Genomic DNA, 19,624 nt, shown 5'->3' with positions numbered 1-19,624 from the left:
CTGGCCGGGGAACACTGAAGGAAGGGCATAACGCCCTTCCTTCAGTGCGTTCGGGGGGAAGTTTCCAAGCCTGTGCAGCGTCCCTGCAGCGCGGTAGTGTGGCTCTCAGTCAGCGGGCGTGGGCCGGCATGGATGCCGGTCCCGGTCTTACCCCGTTTTGTGGGCAAAGGAGAGTTCGGACAATGAAGAAACTCATCAATGATCCCCGCTCGGTGGTCGCTGAATCCCTTGAGGGTTTCGCGCAGGCCCACGGCGACATCGTGAAGGTACACACAGATCCGGCCTACGTCCTGCGCGCTGATGCTCCCGTGCGCGGCAAAGTTGCCCTGGTTTCCGGCGGGGGCAGCGGCCATGAACCGCTCCACGCCGGGTATGTCGGCAAAGGCATGCTGGACGGCGCCGTGCCCGGGGCCGTCTTCACGTCCCCGACACCGGACCAGATCCTTCCCGCCATCACGGGGACAGACTCCGGTGCAGGCGTCCTGCTGATCGTTAAGAACTACACCGGGGACATCCTCAATTTCGAGACGGCAGCGGAGCTGGCCCAGATGGAGGACATCCAGGTCCGCACGGTGGTGGTCAATGACGACGTCGCCGTGGAGGATTCGCTTTATACCGCCGGACGGCGGGGGGTTGGCGGGACGGTGCTGCTGGAGCGCATTGCGGGTGCAGCGGCCGAACGCGGAGACTCCCTGGATTCAGTGGCGGCCATTGCCGAACGTGTCAACGCCAACGTTCGGTCCATGGGAGTTGCCCTGAGTGCCTGCACCGTTCCGCACGCCGGGGAGCCGAGCTTTGAACTGGCAGAGGACGAAATCGAACTGGGGGTCGGAATCCACGGCGAGCCCGGCCGCCGCCGCATGCCGATGGCCGATGCTGACGCCATCACGGACCAGCTGCTCGAACCGGTCCTCTCGGATCTCGGTACCGGCTCGGGGGAGCGCGTGCTGCTCTTCGTCAACGGGATGGGCGGCACCCCGCTGAGTGAGCTCTACATCGTGTACCGACATGCGGCCAAGGTCCTGGCGGACCGGGGCATCCAGGTGGAGCGGTCCCTGGTGGGCAACTACATCACGGCCCTGGAAATGCAGGGCGCGTCGGTGACGGTGCTGAAACTCGACGACGACATGATCGATCTGTGGGACTCACCGGTTCATACCGCGGCCCTGCGGTGGGGAGCGTAGGAATGGAACTCGATGCCCAGTGGGCTGCAGCATGGATGCGGGACGCGGCCGTGTCCCTCTCGGACAACCGGCAGCGGCTGATCGACCTGGACCGGGCGATCGGCGACGCCGACCACGGCGAGAACATGGACCGGGGCTTCAGTGCCATCGTCGAGAAGCTCGACGCTGACGGGGTGCCGGCCACGCCGGCGGACGTCTTCAAGACCGCCGCCATGACGCTCATGTCCAAAGTGGGCGGCGCTGCCGGGCCCCTCTACGGCACGGCATTCCTGCGCGGAGCTGCGGCCGTGGCCGGGAAGGACACCCTGACCGCCGACGACGTCGCAGCTTTCCTTGCAGCGGCGCGCGACGGCATCGTGAGCCGGGGAAAGGCCGAGCCCGGGGACAAGACCATGGTGGACGCTTTTTCGCCGGCGGTGGAAGCTGCGCAGACCGCCGCCTCAGCAGAGGCCAGCGGTCCGGAGGCTCTGGAGGCAGCCGCCAACGCGGCCGAGGCGGGACTGGCCGGCACCGAACCGCTCATCGCCCGGAAGGGCCGGGCCAGCTATCTCGGTGAGCGCAGCGCCGGGCACCTTGATCCCGGTGCCGCCTCGACGGCGCTCATCCTCGAAGCTGCTGCGCGCGCGGCGGGGGAGCAGGCATGAAGGTAGGGCTGGTCATCGTCTCCCACAGTGAGAAGCTCGCTGAGGGCGTCTGCGACCTTGCCGGACAGATGGCGCCGGACGTGGCCATCATTGCGGCGGGCGGAACGGATGACGGCGGGATTGGCACCAGCCTGGAGAAGATTACGGCAGGCATAGCCCGGGCCGACGGCGGAGCAGGAGCAGCCATCCTGGCGGACCTGGGGTCTGCGGTCATGACCACGGAAATGGCCCTGGAGTTCCTGGATCCCGAGCAGGCGGAGAGAGTGCGCCTGGCTGACGCTCCGCTGGTCGAAGGCGCGGTGGCGGCGGCAGTGGCTGCCCAGACCGGTCAGACGCTGGAAACGGTGATCCGGGATGCCGAGGCCACCGCGGCCTCCATGGCCGGGGCCGCGGCCACCCCGCCGCAGGACAGCGGCCAGGCGCCTGCCGGCACGCTGGACGACATAGACCAGGACGACACCGGGGTGCAGGAAGCCTCCTGGGAACTGATCAACCCGATGGGCCTGCATGCACGGCCGGCAGCGGCCGTGGCGCAGGCAATGGCGGACCTGGACGCGGAGATCACCATCAACGGCGTCGACGGTAAATCCGTGATGATGCTGATGACGCTGGGGCTGAAAGCGGGCGACACCCTGACGGTTTCGGCGCATGGTCCGGACGCCGAGCGGGCCATCGAGATGCTCGGACTTGAGGTCCGCAACGGGTTCGGTGAGATTTAGGAAGCCGGACCCCTACGCCGGCAGCCGGATACCCGCGTCAGAAAGCTCTGCCAATCCGTCGCGCAGCAAACCTGCCAGGGCGCGTTCCAGCTGTTCCTGCGGCGCGGAAAGCGCATGCAGTGCCCCCAGCGGGCTCAAGGAGGAATCTGCGGCGGGAGCTTCCAGATCCACCGGCCCGGTGAGCAGCAGTTCGCGCCGCACCGGACCCTCTGCATGCCGCAGGACCGCCATGATGGCGCCTCTTACCTGGCGGTCGGTCCCGTGCCACGCCTGGCCTTTGGGGACGTAATGCGGCTCCGGACGTCCGGCATGCACCCAGGCGCAGTTACTCAGCACGGGGCACTCTTCGCAGCGGGGAGTGCGGGCGGTGCAGACCATGGCTCCCAGCTCCATCACCGACGCGTTCCAGGCGACAGCTTCAGCGCCGTCGTCGGGAAGCAGCGAGACGGCGAGCCGCATTTCCGCAGCTGTCAGGGACGGGGAAGGAAGGGCGTTGCCGGTGACCAGCCGGGCATGGACACGGCGGATATTCGTATCCACTACGGTTTCCCGGCGTCCAAACGCGAAGGACGCGACGGCGGCGGCGGTGTAGTCCCCGACGCCGGGAAGGGTGAGCAGGGCGGCATGGGTATCCGGGACCTTGCCGCCGTGTGTTTCCGTGATCGCCGTGGCGGCTGCATGAAGGCGCAGCGCCCGGCGCGGATATCCCAGCCGCCCCCACGCGCGGACAGCCTCGCCGCTGGGTTCAGCCGCTAGGGAGGAAGGCTCGGGCCAGCGCTCCATCCACTCCCGCCACACCGGCAGGACACGCCCTACGGGCGTCTGCTGGAGCATGACCTCGCTGACCAGGATGCCCCATGGGCTGCACTCCGGGTCGCGCCAGGGAAGGTCGCGGGCATTTTCGGCGAACCAGCCGTTGATGCGGGCATGGAGCTGCCGTTTGTGCTCCGGTTCCATCCGCTGCTCCCTCTGTCTGACCACCAATACTCTACTGACCGGCGTGGTGTGCGCAGTAATCCGCCGCCGCCTCCCTAGCCTTAACACATGGCGGGAAAAAAGCCCCAGGGCAAGCCGGGCCGTGGAGGCACTGCCGGCGCGAAGGCCAAGCCGCGCGGCGGCAGCGGCTCCCGTACGCCTGCGCGTCCCAGCAAGGCTGTCTACCGCAGGCGGCGCCTGGTGCTCCTCCTTGCCCTGCTGCTCGTCGTAGCGGGCGGCGCCTGGGCAGCCACAGCGCTCGCGGGGGCCCTCGCCGGTCCCAACAACGCGGATGCCGCGGAACCTTTCCAGTCCGCGCCGAGTGCTTCGCCGTCAGCTTCGGAGGACGACGGCGGCAAGGCCGCGGAAGAGCCGGAGGCACCTGCCGAAGACGAGGCCGACGCGGATCCCGCCTGTCCGGACTCGGCGGTCAAGGTTGAAGCAGCCACTGACGCGCAGGTCTATGCCGCCGGGGTGAATCCGGTACTGAGCCTCAAAGTGACGAATACGGGTCCGGAGCCCTGCGAGATCAATGTGGGCACCACGCAAATGGAGTTCACGGTTACCAGCGGTTCGGACCGCATCTTCTCCTCGGTGGACTGCCAGGACGGCGGCGAAGACCTGGTGAAGGAGTTCGCTGCGGGTGCCACCGAGACAGCCAACTTCACGTGGGAACGGCTGCGTTCGGCTCCCGGCTGCACGGCCGTAGCCAGCAACCCCAACCCCGGGTGGTACGTGTTCACGGCGAGCCTGGGCGGGAAAACCAGCGAGAAAGCTGTCTTCCAGCTGGATTGAGGGCCGGCGCGCCGGCGGGATTACATAAACCGGTCGAGCAGGCTGGTCTCCGCTATCCGGGAAAGTCCTTCGCGCACGGTCCGGGCCCGCTGTTCGCCGATGCCGTCAACCTGCATCAGATCCTCGATGTTGGCGGCCATGAGGTTCTGCAGGCCGCTGAAGTGGTCCACTAAGCGGTTCGAGACAGCTGGCGGAACGCTCTTGATGTTGCTCAGGAGGCGGTAGCCGCGGGGCTGGACCACTGCTTCGAGGGAGTCCTGGCCGGGCTGGAAACCAACTACGGCAGCGATCTTGCCCAGGTCCACCATGTCGGAAGAGCTGAGGTTCTGCAGCGTTGCGACCTGCTCATCCACATTGCCCGGAGTGCTGCTGATATCGGCGTAGTCGCGGACAATCATTTCGCTTCCGGGGCCCAGGCCGGTGGTGAGCTCTTCGAGCTGGAGGGAGAGCAGGCGCCCGTCGACTCCCAGTTCAAGCACGTACTGCGAGATCTCCTCGGAGATCCGGCGCACCATTTCCTGGCGCTGGAGGGTGACGGCGACGTCGCGTACAGTCACCATCGCCTCAATCTCCAGTGCGGAGAGGGAGTTGGTCACCTGGTCCAGGCGGGTGCGGTAGCGCTCCAGGGTGGCCAGGGCCTGGTTGGCGCGCGCCAGGACGGGTTCTGAACCCTCCAGGACGTGGCGCAGGCCCCCGACGTAGAGCTGGATGATCTGCATCGACTGGCTGACCGAAATCACAGGGAAGCCGGTCTGGATGGCGACGCGTTCTGCCGTGCGGTGGCGGGTTCCGGACTCGTGCGTCTCAATGGTGTGGTCCGGCACCAGCTGCACAGCGGCGCGCAGGATGTTTGCCCCGTCCCGGTCACAGACGATCGCACCGTCCATCTTGGCCAGCTCACGCAGACGGGTGGAGGAGAACTCAATGCCGATGTCGAAGCCGCCGGAGCAGATGGAGTCCACAGTGCGGTCGAAGCCAAGGACAATCAGCGCGCCGGTCCGGCCGCGGAGGATCCGCTCCAAACCGTCGCGGAGGGCGGTTCCGGGCGCCACTCTGGCCAGAGTGGCTTTTAGTGCATCCTCAGGGCTGCGTGCCATCGTCACTTCCTTCCGGCCAGTCCGGCCCACGGGCGTTCTGGGCGTGGGGTGCGCAGACACTTCACCATAGTAATGCGACAACGGGCCACATTGGCCTCATTGTTCCCGCAGTATGACAGCGAAATCGGTCACTGGCGGAACCGGCGCGCCCTAGAAGAGCAGTTCCAGGGCCTCGGAGAGCGTAGTGACCTCACGAACCTTGAAGCCGGCCGGAACCTGGCCCGGACCGTTGGGTGAAGCCGGAACCACGGCATGGCTGAACCCCAGCCGTTCGGCTTCCTGCACCCTGCGGGCTATGCCGGGAATCGGACGGACCTCCCCGGCCAGGCCAACCTCCCCGAAAGCGATGAGCCGGGCAGGAAGCGGCTTGTTCATCTTGGCTGATGCAACAGCCAGGGCGACGGCGAGGTCGGTCGCCGGTTCGGACAGCTTCACGCCGCCAACGGTGGCCACGTAGCTGTCGTCCTTGGCGAGGTTCATGGAGGCGCGCTGCTGCAGCACGGCAAGGAGCATGGCCACGCGGGCCGAGTCCAGGCCGCTCGTGGCCCGGCGGGCCTGGGCGTTTCCGGTTTCAGCCAGCAGGGCCTGGACCTCGGCAACGAGCGGACGCCGCCCTTCCAGGGTGACCGTGATGCAGGTTCCGGACACTGGTTCCTTGGTGCGCGAAACGAACAGTCCGGACGGGTCTGCCAGTCCTTCGATGCCGTCTTCGGTGAGATCGAAGCAGCCCACCTCATCCGTCGGGCCGTAGCGGTTCTTCACCGCGCGGACCAGCCGGAGGCGTGAGTGGCGGTCGCCGTCGAACTGGCAGACCACATCCACCAGGTGTTCCAGCAGCCGGGGGCCGGCGATGGAACCGTCCTTGGTGACGTGGCCGACCAGCAGGGTGGTCATGTTCCTGGTCTTGGCCGCGTTGATGAGCGACGCCGCGACCTCGCGGACCTGGCTGACGCCGCCGGCACTGCCGTCCACCGCGGAGCTGCTCAGCGTCTGCACCGAATCCACGATCAGCAGGGCAGGCTTGACCTGTTCGACCTGTCCGAGCGCCTGGCCCAGGTCGGTCTCGGCGCTGAGATAAAGGGTCTGGGACACGGCGCCAATCCGTTCAGCACGCAGCTTGACCTGCGCGGTGGATTCTTCGCCGGTGACGTAGAGAACGTCCTTGCCCTGCCCGGCTACCCGTGCGGCGACATCCAGCAGCAGTGTGGACTTGCCGACACCCGGTTCCCCTGCCAGCAGGATGACGGCGCCGGGGACGAGGCCGCCGCCCAGCACGCGGTCCAGCTCTCCCACCCCCGTGGGCTGGTAGGCGGCAGTGGTGGCGTCGACGTCGGCGATCCGCTGCGCCGGGCGGGCGACTGTTGCCGCCGGCGTAGTCCGGGCCAGGACTTCCCCGGCTTCTTCCACTGTTCCCCAGGCCTGGCACTCACCGCACCGGCCCACCCATTTCACGGCGGTCCAGCCGCATTCGGTGCAACGGTAGTTGGCAGTTTTTGCCCGGGAAGTCTTGGTGGCCATGCCAACAGGCTATCCGGCGGCACTGACACCGGCGGCCACGCAGGCCGCATGCCGCCGGCAGGTTAGACCTCGGAAAGGTAACTGACTGCTTCTTCGTGCGGCAGGCCGGTGGCTTCGAGGAGATCGACCACCAGCGGCCGGAAGAGCATCACCAGGGCATCGCCGTAGAGATCGGTGACCTCCAGGTGCGCGGGGTGCAGCCGGGAGGCGACGGCGGCAAGTTCGTTGCGGGCCTGGCGCAGATGGCGTTCGCGCATTGCTGCGGATTCCCCGCCGCCCAGGGCGCGGGCCAGCACATCGACGGCGTCCGCTGTGTCATTGATGACTTCGGAGACTTTCTCCAGGGCGGAATCCGAAAGCGCTGCGTGGTTAATGACGGAGGTGGTCCGGCGGGCGAAGACCCGGCTGTTGCGGATCGCCAGGTCCAGGTAGCTGACGGATCCGCGCAGATCGCCCAGCTCGGCGAGGTACCGCCGGTAGGCCGGCGAAATCCTCGCGACTTCGCGGGCGTCGCGGATACTGCGGGCCAGCAGGTCCAGCTGCGGCTGGGTGTTCCTGGCCCGGACCAATGCATGCCAGGCCAGGGTCGAGTCGCTGCGGACCAGTGCGTCGGCGGTCTGGCGCAGCACGGCGGAGAGTTCGCTCAGCAGCTCCCGGATGTTGGATTTTGGTTCGCGCCGCGGGTCGCGCGGCGCCAGCATGGTGACAATCAGGGCGAAGATGCCGCCCACCACTGCGTCGATGCTGCGGGTGAAGACACCGCCGTCGGGCGCCGGAAGCAGCACCACGAGCAGGGACTGCAGTCCCAGCTGGGTAGTAAAAATGACTCCGCGGTCCAGGAAACGGGCCAGCATCAGGGAAACAAACAGCACGATCGCGGCTTGCCAGAGACCGGTGCCCAGGACGTGGAGCAGCACCTCGCCGATGGTGATGCCCAGCGTGCAGCCGATTCCGACCTCCAGCACCCGGCGGGTCCGGGGTTCCCGGGAAAAGCCCAGCGAGATCAGGGCTGCGGTCGCCGCGAACAGCGGACCTTCGTGGCCGAGGACATATTCAGCAAAGGCATAGGCACCCACCGCGCAGATAGTCATCTGCAGTGCGGGGATGACCGACGCTCCGCTGCGCTTCACCCCTACCCGGAACCGGTCCCGCAGGAACCCGCGGCTGGCGGCGATACGGTCACGGGCTGGCATGGGATTAGTCTAGGGCGGCGCCGCCGATGCTGCCGACCCGGCGGGCCGGTATGGCCGGCAGGCCGTCCGCTGGACCCAGGTCCGCTTACTTCCGGACCGTCCGCGCACAAGCGGATATTCGCGGGTGCTGACGGAATTCCCCCAGTGCTTGGGCCCAGTTCACTTTTTGTTCACTTTGGACGGGCACGCTCAGTTGCGGGACGGGGAAAGCCGCCCAGGAACACGGTCCCCCGGCGCTCTTCGCGCCAGAAATGCCACCACACCCTTGAAAGGGAACATCAACGTGAAGGTATGGAGTTTGGGCCGCACTGCGGCCGTTCTTTCGGCAACTGCACTGGCCCTGGCTGCCTGCGGCTCCGACAATGCCACCGGCGCTGCAGCCGGCACAGACGCAACAGCCTCCGCTTCGACCGTCTCCGGAACGCTGACCGGGGCCGGAGCCAGTTCGCAGGCTGCTGCCATGGATGCCTGGATTGCGGGGTTCAATGCTGCCAACCCCGCCGCCTCGGTCCAGTACTCACCGGACGGCTCCGGAGCCGGCCGCGAAGCCCTGCTGGCAGGAGGAGCGCAGTTCGCGGGAACGGACGCCTACCTCTCGGACGAGGAAGCCGAATCGTCCCTGGAAGTCTGCGGTCCAGACGGTGCGCTCCACATTCCCGCCTACATTTCCCCCATCGCCATCGCGTTCAACCTGGAGGCCGTGGAGGAACTGAACCTCGACGCTGACACCATCGCCGGGATTTTCCGCGGCGAGATCAACGCGTGGAACGATCCAGCCATCGCCGGCCAGAACGAGGGCACGGAACTGCCCGCCACCGCCATCACGGTGATTCACCGCTCGGACGAGTCGGGAACCACGGAGAACTTCACCGAATTCCTGGCGGCCGCGGCTCCGTCGGTCTGGACCGATGAGCCCGACGGCGAATGGCCGGCCGGGCTCAGCGGCCAGGAAAACGCCCAGGGCACCAGCGGCGTCGTATCCGCAGCCAGCTCTACCGAAGGGGCCATTACCTACGCGGACGCCTCCGCCGTCGGAACCATGGGTACGGTAGCCGTGAAGGTGGGCGATGACTACGTTGCCTACACCGCCGATGCGGCGGCGAAGGCCGTGGACGCGTCGACACCGGTGGAGGGAGAGGCGCGTCCGGAACTGGACATGGCCATGGAGCTTGCCCGGGACACCACTGAATCCGGCGCCTACCCTGTGGTGTTGGTCTCCTACCACCTCTACTGCACCGCGTATGAGGACCAGGAAACTGTGGACTTGGTGAAGGCTTTTGGCCACTACGTGGTCAGCCCTGACGGCCAGGCAGCCGCGGCCGGCGCCGCAGGCAATGCCCCGATGTCCGCTAACCTGCAGGAACAGGCTTCGAAAGCACTCGATTCCATAAAGGTTGCTTCCCCAAACTAAGAGCTGAAGGACAAGTCCCCGCGCCGCGCCGCGGGCGCAGCGCGGGGCATTCGCCCGGTCCGGGCCCAGCTTGAATCTCATCGATGGACAGTGAAAACTGGCGAGTGCGGTGTCTTGTCCACAACGTAATGCAAAAGTGCCAACAAAGTTCGAAGGGTTGTGCAGTGTCAAGCAAGTCAATACAGGGCACCGGCGGTGCCGGGCGCGCGGGGGACAAAGTCTTCTCCGGCATCACGCTCCTGGCAGGATGCCTCATCCTGACTGTCCTGTTCGCCGTCGCAGCGTTCCTGCTGTGGCAGGCACTCCCCACCTTCACCGCATCCTCATCCGACATCTCCGGCGGGTCGGGTTTCCTGGCCTACATCTTCCCGCTGGTGATCGGCACGGTCATTGCCGCCACCATCGCACTGCTGATTGCAACACCCGTGGGAATCGGCGTCGCCCTCTTTATCTCCCACTATGCGCCGCGCAGGCTCGCCCAAACCCTGGGCTACGTCGTGGACCTGCTGGCCGCCATTCCGTCAGTGGTCTACGGAGCGTGGGGCATGACCGTGCTGGCGCCCGCACTCGTGGGCCCGTACAACTGGCTTGCCGATAATGCAGGCTGGTTCCCCCTCTTCGCCGGACCCGCGAGCCAGACCGGCAAGACCATGCTCACCGCGGGCATTGTCCTCGCAGTCATGGTCCTGCCAATCATCACCTCGCTGAGCCGGGAGATCTTCCTGCAGACGCCCAAGCTCCATGAGGAAGCTGCCCTGGCCATGGGAGCCACCCGCTGGGAAATGATCCGCATGTCCGTCTTCCCCTTCGCGCGTCCGGGCATTATCAGCGCCGTGATGCTGGGGCTGGGCCGCGCCCTCGGCGAGACCATGGCCGTGGCCCTGGTGCTGTCCTCCGGCGGCCTCATCGCCAGCCTGATCCGGCCAGGCAACCAGACGATCGCCGCGGAAATCGCACTGAACTTCCCCGAGGCGTACGGCCTGCGCCTCTCTGAGCTGATCGCCGCCGGCCTGGTCCTCTTCGTGATCACGCTGATCGTGAACGTCATTGCCCGCTGGATCATCAGCCGCCACAAAGAATTCTCGGGAGCCAACTGATGATTGACACCACTTTGACCCGCTCGTCATCACTGACCAAGAACCAGCTGCCGGGCTATGCCATGTGGGCCGTCCTGGCCGCCTCGGTCATCCTGGGTGCTGCGCTTTCCGCCCTCCTTGGCTTCCACATCGCATCGTTCGCGATCTTCTCCGCCGTCCTTTTCGTGGCTGCCGGAACGATCCTCACCCGCGTCGTGGAAGGCAGCCGACGGGCTGTGGACCGCTTCGCCACGAACCTGATCTACGGCGCCTTCATCCTGGCGCTGGTCCCGCTGGTCTCGGTCATCTTCACCGTGCTGGTGCGCGGGATCCCCGGCCTGAGCCCGGACTTCCTGTTTACTTCCATGGGCGGCATGACCGGCACCGTGGACAACAACACCGTGGAGACCGGGGGACCGGTCCTGGGCGGTGCCTACCACGCGATCATGGGCACCCTGCTGATCACGCTGTGGGCGACGGTCATCTCCGTGCCGATCGGCCTGCTCACCGCTGTCTACCTTGTCGAGTACAGCAAGGGCGGACCCCTTGCCCGTGCCATCACGTTCTTTGTCGACGTTATGACCGGCATCCCCTCGATCGTCGCGGGCCTGTTCGCGGCCGCCTTCTTTGGCCTGCTGTTCGGGCCCGGCACCCGCACCGGCTTCGTCGCCGCCGTCGCGCTGTCCGTCCTGATGATCCCCGTGGTGGTGCGCTCGACGGAAGAAATGCTCAAGATCGTCCCGAACGAACTGCGCGAGGCCGCCTACGCTCTGGGTGTGCGCAAATGGCGGACCATCCTCAAGGTCGTGGTGCCCACTGCGATCTCCGGCATTGCCTCCGGTGTGACCCTGGCGATAGCCCGCGTTATTGGCGAGACCGCACCGCTGCTGGTGACGGCCGGCTTTGTGAACACCATCAACCTCAACGTGTTTGCCGGATGGATGGCCAGCCTTCCGACCTTCATCTACCGGCAGCTGATGAGCCCGACCTCACCGACGAACACCGACCCGAGTACCCAGCGTGCCTGGGCCGCCGCCCTGCTGCTGATCGTGATGGTCATGCTGCTGAACCTCGCCGCACGGCTGGTCGCGCGAATCTTCGCGCCGAAGACCGGCCGCTGACCTCCAGACCGACCCGGCCGCTGCTGCGGCACCGGACATCCGTACGGATGTCCACCGGAACAGAACAGAAGGAAACACATGTCCAAGCGAATCGACGTCAAGGGCCTCAACGTCTACTACGGCGACTTCCTGGCCGTCGAAGACGTCAGCATCAAGATGGAACCGCGCTCGGTGACGGCATTCATCGGTCCGTCCGGCTGCGGCAAGTCCACCTTCCTGCGCACGCTGAACCGGATGCATGAAGTCCTTCCCGGTGCCCGCGTCGAGGGTGAAGTCCTCCTCGACGGCGAAAACCTCTACGGCCCCGGCGTCGATCCCGTGACGGTCCGAAGCCACATCGGCATGGTGTTCCAGCGCCCGAATCCGTTCCCCACCATGTCCATCCGCGACAATGTGCTGGCCGGCGTGAAGCTGAACAACAAGCGGATCTCCAAGTCCGACGCCGATGATTTGGTGGAGAAGTCCCTCACCGGCGCGAACCTGTGGCGCGAGGTCAAGGACCGGCTGAACAAGCCCGGCTCGGGCCTCTCCGGCGGCCAGCAGCAGCGCCTGTGCATTGCCCGTGCCATTGCGGTCTCACCCGAGGTGATCCTGATGGATGAGCCGTGCTCGGCCCTGGACCCCATCTCGACGCTGGCCATCGAGGACCTCATCGAGGAGCTCAAGAGCGACTACACGGTCGTGATCGTCACGCACAACATGCAGCAGGCCGCACGCGTCTCGGACAAGACGGCGTTCTTCAACATCGCCGGCACCGGCAAGCCCGGCAAACTCATTGAGTACGACGACACCACGGTGATCTTCAACAACCCGTCAGTGAAGGCCACGGAGGATTACGTCTCGGGCCGCTTCGGGTAATCCGGAGCTTTTGAGGCGGGCCTCAGAGGAGCGGACTGAGCGCCAGGAAGAAGATTCCGCCCAGCAGGGCCGCGGCCGGTGCAGTGATCAGCCAGGTGATCAGGATCTCGCGAAGCGGGATGAAGCGCACCGCGGCAAAGCGGCGGTTGGCTCCCGCACCGACAACGGCGGACGTCATGGTCTGGGTGCTGGAGAGCGGAATGTGCAGCCACAGTCCGCCCAGGAAGAGCATCCCCGTGGCCACGGCCTGGGCGCTCATGCCGCGCAGCGGATCAATGCGCACCAGCCGGTAGCCGAGGGTATGGGTGATCCGCCATCCACCGAACAGTGCGCCCGCAGCAAGGGCGCCTCCGGCGAACAGCTGCACGCCCCAGGGGATTTCGCCGCCGGTCGAGTAGCCGGCAGCCACCAGCCCCAGGACAATCACGGCCATGGTCCGCTGCCCGTCCTGCATGCCGTGACCCAGTGAAAACGCTGCGGACAGCACGGACTGCGCAATCCGGTTGCCGGCGTCCCCCCGGCGCAGCGAGCTGTACCGCATCAGCCACATCACGGGATACACCAACAGATAGGCCAGGACAAAGGCAATCACGGGGGAGAGCAGCAGGGGCAGCGCGATCTGGTCCCAGAGCACCCGGAATGACTCGGAGATGCTCTGCCCGCCAATGAGCGTTGATGCCGCTCCGGAACCCACAATGCCGCCTATAAGGGCGTGGGTAGAGGATGAGGGCATTCTGCGCAGCCACGTCCATAAACCCCACGCACAGGCCGCTGCCAGGCCGGCTATGAGGATCCCCAGGCCACTGCTGCCGGCGGGGAGCTTGATGAACAGGTCGGCCAGGACCAAGGCCAGGGCGGTACTCATCAGCGCGCCCAGGAGATTGAAGATGCTCGCCGAGACGACGGCGGTGCCCGGGGTTAGTGCCCGGGTCCGGACCGCGGCTGCAACGGAGTTGGAGACGTCGTGGAAGCCGTTGATGAAGGCGTAGCAGCCCGCAAAGGCGATCACGGCGACGAGCAGGACGGTGGTCACCTACGATTCCCGCACCAGGATATTGCCCACGTAGGTACCCACACGGCGGAGTTCCTTCGACGCTGCCGCGAGCTGGTCTGCTAGGTCCCGGTGGCGGATGTAGGACAGGGCTTTGTGGTCGTGGGCGAGCTCCGCCAGCCACATGCGGTGGGTGCGTTCCACGCGCTTGCTCAGGCGCAGCATCTCGATCCAGTAGTCCTCGAGGTCCTCCAGCGAGGCGAGGGTCCGCATGGCGGCAACGGTCAGCTCCGACTGGCGGCCGACGACTTCGAGCTGTTCGGCTGCCCTGCGGGAGATGTTCGTGAGTTTGTAGAGCGATATGATCTCCGCCGCGCTGTCGAGCCGCTCCATTGCTGCCAGCAGAATCAGGGAAAGGTCGTACAGGTCTTCGCGGGGGAGGGGATTAATGAAGCTGGTCCGCATCTGCGTCATGAGTGCGAAATGGAGCTCGGTTGTCTCCGCTTCCAGCGCGTGCAGCTCCTCGGCCAGCCGGGGAAACTCCGCCGGCTCGGCGCCAAGTGCCTCGGACAGGGTGGCCGTACCGCGCACTGCCTGCGACGCCATCCGGGACAGCAGGTCCAGGCCTGCATTCTCCTGCGGGAAAAGGCGGAGCTTCATCGGGTGGACCTGAGCTGCTGGGGGGTCGTCACACCGGTAAGAATATCCGATGGAGGAAAGAGTAACGGTGCCGAACCGGGAGCGCCTCTCGGCGGAAGGCCGCTCGAAGCGGCTCTAAGTTGAAGCCCGGGGGTTCCGCGGTCCGACACCAGTTTCAGTTTTCTACTCCCTGTCTCCGATGTCAACTGCGCTATCCACAGGCACGGAGCAGCGGATCGTTGGTCAGTCCAGCTCGCCGCGGCGCCACGCCTCAGCAGAATGTTCCAGGTCCTCAGCAGTCAAAACCAGCTGCCGGGCGTTGCGGGTCAGCTCGGTGGCGCGCTCGCTGTTGGCCGTCTCAGTGGAGTCCGCGTGATGCGTTTCACCGAGGGCCACAACACGGCAGAAAGCGGCGAAGCGTTCCAGGGCGACGTCGAAATCTCCCTCGAAGGCACCGGAGAGAATCGTGTCGGCCATGGCCCGTACTTCGTCAGCGCCCAGGGGCTCGGCGACGCCTGCCACGACCTTGGACACCTGCGCGGCTTCCTTGCCGGCCGCATAGTAGGACGCAACCCGCTCCGGATTCTGCTGGACCGCGGCCCTCAGTGCGTACAGGCGCCAGAGCGCGCCCGGAAGCGACCGTGCCGGACTCGTGGCCCAAATCTCGGCAATGGCTTCCAGGCCTTGCTGGTCAGCCAGCTCGACCAGGCGCCTTGTGACCTCCGGATCATCGCTCTGCCTGCCATGGTGGACCAGTGCCTGGGCGGCCAGATGGGCAGCTTCCGAAACGCGGGCCGGATCTGCGCCGCCGGGGTGATTGGCGAAGTCCATGGGCGCGTAGAGCTTTGGCTTGTGGTGACGGGGAACTGATGCATTCGACTCAGTCATGTTTTGAGAATACTCCCGCAGGAACCGGGAATCGAGGCGGCTTCCGGCAAGCGGAAATGCCGCCCGCCGGACCCTGGCCCTGCTTGGAGTGCGGGGGATTCCACGATTCGTTAGCCGTGCGATAAAGTGGAAAAGTCGACGCGCCGGGAGCATTTCGCGGCCAGTTGGCGGGGGGCCTTTAGCTCAGTTGGTAGAGCATCGGACTTTTAATCCGTGGGTCGTGGGTTCGAGCCCCACAGGGCCCACCCTGCGCCGAACGGCGAAGAAGCACCCCGGTTCACCTGAACCGGGGTGCTTCTTGCTTTGTCCTCCGTTTGTCCACCGCGCGCGCTATGCCTCAGTCTCTGCCGCCGGGCGCTTGAGGAGCTTATGGGTGCCGTCGCACCACGGCTTGATCTTGGACCCGGTGCAGCGGCACAAGGCCACGGTTTCCCGGTTCTTCGGAATGACCGTTCCGTCGTCGGCCTGCACCTCGAAGTCTCCGCGTACCAGCAGCGGCCCTCCGGGGCAGGATGTCAGGCTCACGGCGGCCGGGTCTGCGCTGTCCCCGCCGACTGCCACGACCCTGATTCCAGTGCTTTTGATGGTCGCGGCCGGGCTGGACGGCGCGGCGCTCACGCCGGGACCCCGACGGCGGCGGCATCGGCCGCGAGGGCTGCTGCGGCTCCGGACGCTTGCCCCGGGAGCTCCCGCAGGGCCGAGCGGCCCTCGGTCCAGGCGGCAAGCTGCTCCGCTCCCTGCAGGGCGTCCAGCGTCAGCACGGTCGAGGCGCCGAAAATGATGTCCGCCAGGAGTTCGGGCTCCGCTTCGGCAAGTCCACCGGCCAGGTCCCGGGCGGCAATCTGCTCATGGACAGCATCTGCTTCGACGTGCTCATCGAAGTAGAACGTGACGTCCTCCCCGTAGCCCGCACGCTTGAATCCCCGGGCGTAGAACGAGTTGGGAATTGAAGAGGTCATCTCGAAAGCGGCCAGATGCCCGGCGATCGAGCCGCGCAGGCGCCGGTTCAGGCCGAAGAGGGACATGGCGTTTGACGAGGCCAGGACCAGGGCGGAAACGCGGTCCAGGTAGTAGCCGTAGCGCGTATCCAGTCCCAAGCCTTCCATGGTGCGGGCGAACAGCAGGGAATGCATCCGCTCCGGCCGGCCGCCGCCGTATTCATCGGCCTGGATTTCCACCAGCGCAGCCTTGGCCCGCCCAACCGCCAGACGGGGAATGGCCCAGCTGTGGGGATCCGCTTCCCGCAGCTGGTAGACAGAGCGCAAAACCAGGAACTCCCGGAGCTGATCCTCGGTCGCGTGCCGGGCGATGAACCGGGAAACGCCTGGTCCGTCATCATCCGCGGCCATGGCGAACAGGGCCTGGGCAACCTGCTCTGCCTCGGGCGCGGGCAGGGCGGGTACGCGCACTGCCTCACGCAGGGCCGCCTCGAAGGCCGCTTCGAGCAAGCGCCGCACCCTGATCAGCTCCGGCTGCCATTCCATGTCCGGATCAACGCCGTCCAGGCCGCTGTAGTGGAGTTCATAGAGGCAGAACAATGCCAGCTGCACATCGTCGTGCCGAAGGATGTCCCCGGCCGCGGCGAGGACGTCACGGGTGGTCGCCTCCAGCCTCCGGTACGTGTCCGGAGAAGTCTCCGGGCCGGCCTGAAGGGCATCCAAGAGTGCGGAGGTGAGCTCTCCCCGCGGAGCAGGTACCAACATGTAGTTCCTTAGGTGTGAGGCGTCATGCAATGCTTGATTTTCACGAAGCAGAGTTCCGAAAACATCGTCTATCAGCATACTTGGTATTTTGCGGCGCTGTCCGCCGCGCAGTCCGCAGCCCGCTCAGCCCGTCCATTCAGCACCATGAAGGGAGTACTTCGCCGATGCCAGGCATGGATAACGGCTTCCTGGCCGCCCTCCCCGCCCTCCTGCTGGCTGCCGCGGCCGTCCTCTTCGGTGTTCCCGCCATGGATTCGGCACTGCGGAGGGGTGACGGTGAGCGGCTCTTCTGGGTTGGCCTCACGGGTGTGCTCACTGCCGTCGCCGCCGTGGCGTGGGCGGGGGTCTCAGGTTCGGGTGCCGCCGCCGTCACCGGGCTGGCCGTGCTGGCGGGCTCAGCAGCCGGATGGTTGTGGCTGCGGCGCAGACATATGCGAAGGCTGGACGCCCGCCGCAGGAAACTGTGGAAAAGCCGGATCGAAGCGCTGGCGCAGCGGCGTCAGGCTGTACTGCTGGACTGGAGCTCCTACGAACTCGATCCCTGGAAGGGCAGCGAGTATCCGGGGATCTCGGATGTGCGGGAAGCCGAGACCAGCAGGCTTGCCCGGGCGGCCGCCGCGGCAGAGGCTGCGCAGGCGGCGGCTGAGTCAGAGCCCGGGAGTGACGGTGCGCTGCAGCTCTGCGCTTCCGCCGTAGATCAGCTCGAGGACGCCTGGGAAGAGGCGCGCGCTGCCGCCCGCCGGCGGGCCGGTTAGCGTCGGGAAGTTCAGCGTAGGAACCCGGGCGGGCGGCAAGCCCCGGTTAATTGGAGCTGGCTCCCGCCTCTGCATATGGGGGGAACGCAGAGGGGGGAGCCAGTCATCACAGTATACTGATGCCTGTTCGAAGAATCCAATCAGGGGGATGCAATGGGGGTTGCCGCTAAGGCATTCCAGAATTGGCGTACCTCTGTGGCGCCAGGGGAATCTACGAGCGACCTCTGCCGGAAGACCGGAATCAAGCGCTCGACCCTCGCGCAGCAGCTGGTGCGCGGCAGGGTGTCGGTAGACACCGTGGTGCGCGTGGCGCGCGCCTTCCACGAAGATCCGGTTATCGCACTGTCTTCGTTTCCCGAGTTCGAGGGACTGGCCGAAGGCCGCCGCGCGCCCACCGATGCAGAGCTCATCAGCCAGGTGTCCTATCCCTGCATTCTGCGAACCCTCCTGTCGCGGGCTGCGTCCGAGGCGGAAGCAACCCCCCAGCTGGAACCGTGTGTTTTTCCGTACTCCGGTTCGGTGCGCCTGTGGTTCGAAGCCATCGATGCAGGGGACCTGCGCCAGCGGCTCTCGGCCGCCACGGGAATCGCCCCGCAGAACATTTCTGCCCAGCTGAGCGCGGAACGGCTGTCGCCGGATGTCGCAGTCCAGGCGGCGCGCCTGTCAGGCGTTTCGCTCACCAGCGGACTGGTTGTCACCGGTGTGCTGTTGCCTGAAGAAGGCGGCTGGGCCGAGGGGGCCAGGGAGCAGGCTGTCGCGGGTCTGTCCGACGTCGAACTGGTCACCCTTGCGCGGGACCGGCTGGATGCGCTTGCAAAAGTTCTGCGGAAACGCGAACAAGACGAAAAATATGACCACGCACTTTTGGAGAACTTGGGATGACCGCAGGGGTAGCCGTCCAGATGACGGCTTTTGGGATCAGTTCCCTCTTCGCACTTTTCCGCCTGCCGGATGCAATCCGGGGGCGCAATCGCATGATGTTCGCGTGCATGGTGCTGATATCCGTGTCCGTGGGATTGAGCCTGCCCGCAATCTATACGGCTGTTGACCCGCTGCTGGGAGGCGTCAACGTGGCCAACCTCTTCCTGAGGATGGCGCTGTACGGTGTCTTCGTCATCCTCGGCGTGCGCGCAGCAGCAGCCTTTGATGCTGACTGGGCGAAGAAGCTGATCATTGGGCCAATCGGACTGGTGGTCCTGGGTATCATCGTTGCGCTGACCGTCGGATTCTTCGTTGCCAGTGACCTGCCTGCCACGTCTACAAGCCTGTATGCCTATGACGAGCAGGTCTCCGTGCAGGTCTATGCCATGCTGGGCCGGCTCTACCCGGCCTACGTCGCGGCTTGCGTGTGTGCTCCGGCGCTCGCCGTATCCCGCAATGCCCGCTACCGCCTGCCGCACCGGATCGGGGCGGGACTCATGGGTACCGGGCTCGGCATCGTCGTGGTCTTCACGGCTTTTGCCCTCGTCGCCGATCTCGGCGCCTTCATGCTGCTCCTGCCTTTTTCTGCGGTCATCCTCGTCACCGTGGGTCTTGCCATCATGTGGATGTCACACCGCCGGCAGATGCTCCGGCCCCGGCCGAGTCCGCTTGCTGAAAGTTACCGAAATGTGAGTTGATTTTCACAAATTCTGTTCACATATTCATGCTCATATGCCAGACTAATGAATATGTAACGTCCGCTGCCTGTGGGGGGTCAGCGTGAAGTTGCTAATGAAGCCAGCGGCCCATAAAGCCGCTGGCTTCACCTTTTCGGTCCTGCTAACGCGCAGGCTACTGCGCGTCCAGGTCCGTTTCCAGGATTTTGACCAGCTCGTCCAGCGCAGCGTCCGCGCCCTCGCCCTCCGCCCGCAGGACCACCACGTCTCCGTGTGACGCGCCCAGGCTCATGAGGGAAAGCATGGACGAGGCGTCCATTGCCTCTTCCGCAGGATCGCCTTCCATGGCGATCGTTACCTCCACCGGCTGGGCCCCGGCTGCTTCCGCAAAGAGGGAGGCGGGGCGGGCATGCAGCCCCACCCTGCTGGCGATGGTTGCTTGGCGTTCAGCCATTGGTA

At 65.9% G+C, this 19,624-nt stretch carries 21 protein-coding genes and 1 tRNA gene; 12 read left to right on the top strand and 10 right to left on the bottom strand.

Features of this window, described 5'->3' with window-relative positions:
• The first annotated feature begins 182 nt into the window (after positions 1–182).
• From dhaK to dhaM, 3 genes are read left to right on the top strand one after another with little or no spacing between them, the layout of a single operon-like run.
• Complete coding sequence (gene dhaK / locus TVB01_RS02065) at positions 183–1,184, top strand: dihydroxyacetone kinase subunit DhaK (RefSeq protein ID WP_422453716.1); 1,002 nt, start codon at positions 183–185, stop codon at positions 1,182–1,184.
• A 2-nt stretch (positions 1,185–1,186) separates the two neighbouring features.
• A complete protein-coding gene (gene dhaL, locus TVB01_RS02060; protein ID WP_422453714.1) occupies positions 1,187–1,828 on the top strand; it encodes a dihydroxyacetone kinase subunit DhaL in 642 nt (213 codons plus the stop codon).
• Entirely contained in the window at positions 1,825–2,547 is a 723-nt protein-coding gene (gene dhaM, locus TVB01_RS02055) for a dihydroxyacetone kinase phosphoryl donor subunit DhaM (protein WP_422453713.1), read from the top strand. Before dhaL ends, dhaM begins: the two co-directional genes overlap by 4 nt.
• A 12-nt stretch (positions 2,548–2,559) precedes the next feature.
• Here the strand turns inward: dhaM and TVB01_RS02050 are convergent, their stop codons facing one another.
• Entirely contained in the window at positions 2,560–3,504 is a 945-nt protein-coding gene (locus TVB01_RS02050; protein ID WP_422453711.1) for an A/G-specific adenine glycosylase, read from the bottom strand.
• Between the two features lie 87 nt (positions 3,505–3,591).
• Here TVB01_RS02050 and TVB01_RS02045 point away from each other — a divergent pair, with 87 nt between their 5' ends.
• Entirely contained in the window at positions 3,592–4,317 is a 726-nt protein-coding gene (locus tag TVB01_RS02045; RefSeq protein WP_422453709.1) for a hypothetical protein, read from the top strand.
• Positions 4,318–4,337: 20 nt separating this feature from the next.
• Here TVB01_RS02045 and disA read toward each other — a convergent pair whose 3' ends face one another.
• The 3 genes from disA to TVB01_RS02030 all read right to left on the bottom strand — a co-directional run bounded on the left by disA (position 4,338) and on the right by TVB01_RS02030 (position 8,125).
• On the bottom strand, positions 4,338–5,414 hold the full coding sequence (disA, locus tag TVB01_RS02040; protein WP_422453708.1) for a DNA integrity scanning diadenylate cyclase DisA: 1,077 nt from the start codon (positions 5,412–5,414) through the stop codon (positions 4,338–4,340).
• Between the two features lie 150 nt (positions 5,415–5,564).
• The gene (gene radA, locus TVB01_RS02035) at positions 5,565–6,932 is read right to left on the bottom strand and encodes a DNA repair protein RadA (RefSeq protein WP_422453707.1); all 1,368 of its coding nucleotides are present in this window, start codon (positions 6,930–6,932) and stop codon (positions 5,565–5,567) included.
• 62 nt (positions 6,933–6,994) lie between these two features.
• The gene (locus TVB01_RS02030) at positions 6,995–8,125 is read right to left on the bottom strand and encodes an FUSC family protein (RefSeq protein WP_422453706.1); all 1,131 of its coding nucleotides are present in this window, start codon (positions 8,123–8,125) and stop codon (positions 6,995–6,997) included.
• 283 nt (positions 8,126–8,408) lie between these two features.
• Here TVB01_RS02030 and pstS point away from each other — a divergent pair, with 283 nt between their 5' ends.
• From pstS to pstB, 4 genes are all read left to right on the top strand, one after another.
• A complete protein-coding gene (pstS, locus tag TVB01_RS02025) occupies positions 8,409–9,536 on the top strand; it encodes a phosphate ABC transporter substrate-binding protein PstS (protein WP_422453704.1) in 1,128 nt (375 codons plus the stop codon).
• Positions 9,537–9,664: 128 nt separating this feature from the next.
• Positions 9,665–10,633 carry a phosphate ABC transporter permease subunit PstC gene (gene pstC, locus TVB01_RS02020; RefSeq protein ID WP_422453702.1) on the top strand — a complete coding sequence of 323 codons (969 nt, stop codon included), beginning with the start codon at positions 9,665–9,667 and terminating at the stop codon, positions 10,631–10,633.
• A gap of 2 nt (positions 10,634–10,635) precedes the next feature.
• Complete coding sequence (gene pstA, locus TVB01_RS02015; RefSeq protein ID WP_422453835.1) at positions 10,636–11,733, top strand: phosphate ABC transporter permease PstA; 1,098 nt, start codon at positions 10,636–10,638, stop codon at positions 11,731–11,733.
• Positions 11,734–11,811: 78 nt separating this feature from the next.
• A complete protein-coding gene (gene pstB, locus TVB01_RS02010) occupies positions 11,812–12,591 on the top strand; it encodes a phosphate ABC transporter ATP-binding protein PstB (protein WP_227896536.1) in 780 nt (259 codons plus the stop codon).
• A gap of 22 nt (positions 12,592–12,613) precedes the next feature.
• Here pstB and TVB01_RS02005 read toward each other — a convergent pair whose 3' ends face one another.
• The 3 genes from TVB01_RS02005 to TVB01_RS01995 all read right to left on the bottom strand — a co-directional run bounded on the left by TVB01_RS02005 (position 12,614) and on the right by TVB01_RS01995 (position 15,109).
• Complete coding sequence (locus TVB01_RS02005) at positions 12,614–13,624, bottom strand: inorganic phosphate transporter (RefSeq protein ID WP_422453700.1); 1,011 nt, start codon at positions 13,622–13,624, stop codon at positions 12,614–12,616.
• Positions 13,625–14,242, bottom strand: coding sequence for a DUF47 domain-containing protein (locus TVB01_RS02000; protein WP_422453699.1), 618 nt, complete (start codon positions 14,240–14,242; stop codon positions 13,625–13,627).
• Positions 14,243–14,464: 222 nt separating this feature from the next.
• A complete protein-coding gene (locus tag TVB01_RS01995) occupies positions 14,465–15,109 on the bottom strand; it encodes a hypothetical protein (RefSeq protein WP_227896539.1) in 645 nt (214 codons plus the stop codon).
• A 172-nt stretch (positions 15,110–15,281) separates the two neighbouring features.
• Between TVB01_RS01995 and TVB01_RS01990 the strand changes: the two genes are divergently transcribed.
• Positions 15,282–15,354 (top strand) — tRNA-Lys (locus tag TVB01_RS01990).
• Positions 15,355–15,439: 85 nt separating this feature from the next.
• Here the strand turns inward: TVB01_RS01990 and TVB01_RS01985 are convergent.
• Complete coding sequence (locus TVB01_RS01985) at positions 15,440–15,727, bottom strand: CDGSH iron-sulfur domain-containing protein (protein ID WP_422453697.1); 288 nt, start codon at positions 15,725–15,727, stop codon at positions 15,440–15,442.
• Positions 15,724–16,812: an iron-containing redox enzyme family protein gene (locus tag TVB01_RS01980; protein ID WP_422453696.1), complete on the bottom strand. Its 1,089-nt coding sequence runs from the start codon at positions 16,810–16,812 to the stop codon at positions 15,724–15,726. Before TVB01_RS01980 ends, TVB01_RS01985 begins: the two co-directional genes overlap by 4 nt.
• Positions 16,813–16,976: 164 nt before the next feature.
• Here TVB01_RS01980 and TVB01_RS01975 point away from each other — a divergent pair, with 164 nt between their 5' ends.
• From TVB01_RS01975 to TVB01_RS01965, 3 genes are all read left to right on the top strand, one after another.
• A complete protein-coding gene (locus TVB01_RS01975) occupies positions 16,977–17,567 on the top strand; it encodes a hypothetical protein (protein WP_422453694.1) in 591 nt (196 codons plus the stop codon).
• 195 nt (positions 17,568–17,762) lie between these two features.
• Positions 17,763–18,449 (top strand): hypothetical protein, encoded by a 687-nt coding sequence (locus TVB01_RS01970; protein WP_422453693.1) that lies wholly within the window; start codon positions 17,763–17,765, stop codon positions 18,447–18,449.
• Positions 18,446–19,186: a hypothetical protein gene (locus tag TVB01_RS01965; RefSeq protein WP_422453691.1), complete on the top strand. Its 741-nt coding sequence runs from the start codon at positions 18,446–18,448 to the stop codon at positions 19,184–19,186. Before TVB01_RS01970 ends, TVB01_RS01965 begins: the two co-directional genes overlap by 4 nt.
• 154 nt (positions 19,187–19,340) lie before the next feature.
• On the opposite strand, the gene TVB01_RS01960 is transcribed toward TVB01_RS01965, so the two are convergent.
• Positions 19,341–19,619 carry an HPr family phosphocarrier protein gene (locus tag TVB01_RS01960; RefSeq protein WP_422453690.1) on the bottom strand — a complete coding sequence of 93 codons (279 nt, stop codon included), beginning with the start codon at positions 19,617–19,619 and terminating at the stop codon, positions 19,341–19,343.
• Between the last annotated feature and the right edge of the window lie 5 nt (positions 19,620–19,624).

It is taken from the genome of Arthrobacter sp. 7Tela_A1, from assembly GCF_049311065.1.
Taxonomy (GTDB): Bacteria; Actinomycetota; Actinomycetes; order Actinomycetales; family Micrococcaceae; genus Arthrobacter_B.
This window is presented reverse-complemented; position numbering and strand designations above follow the sequence as displayed.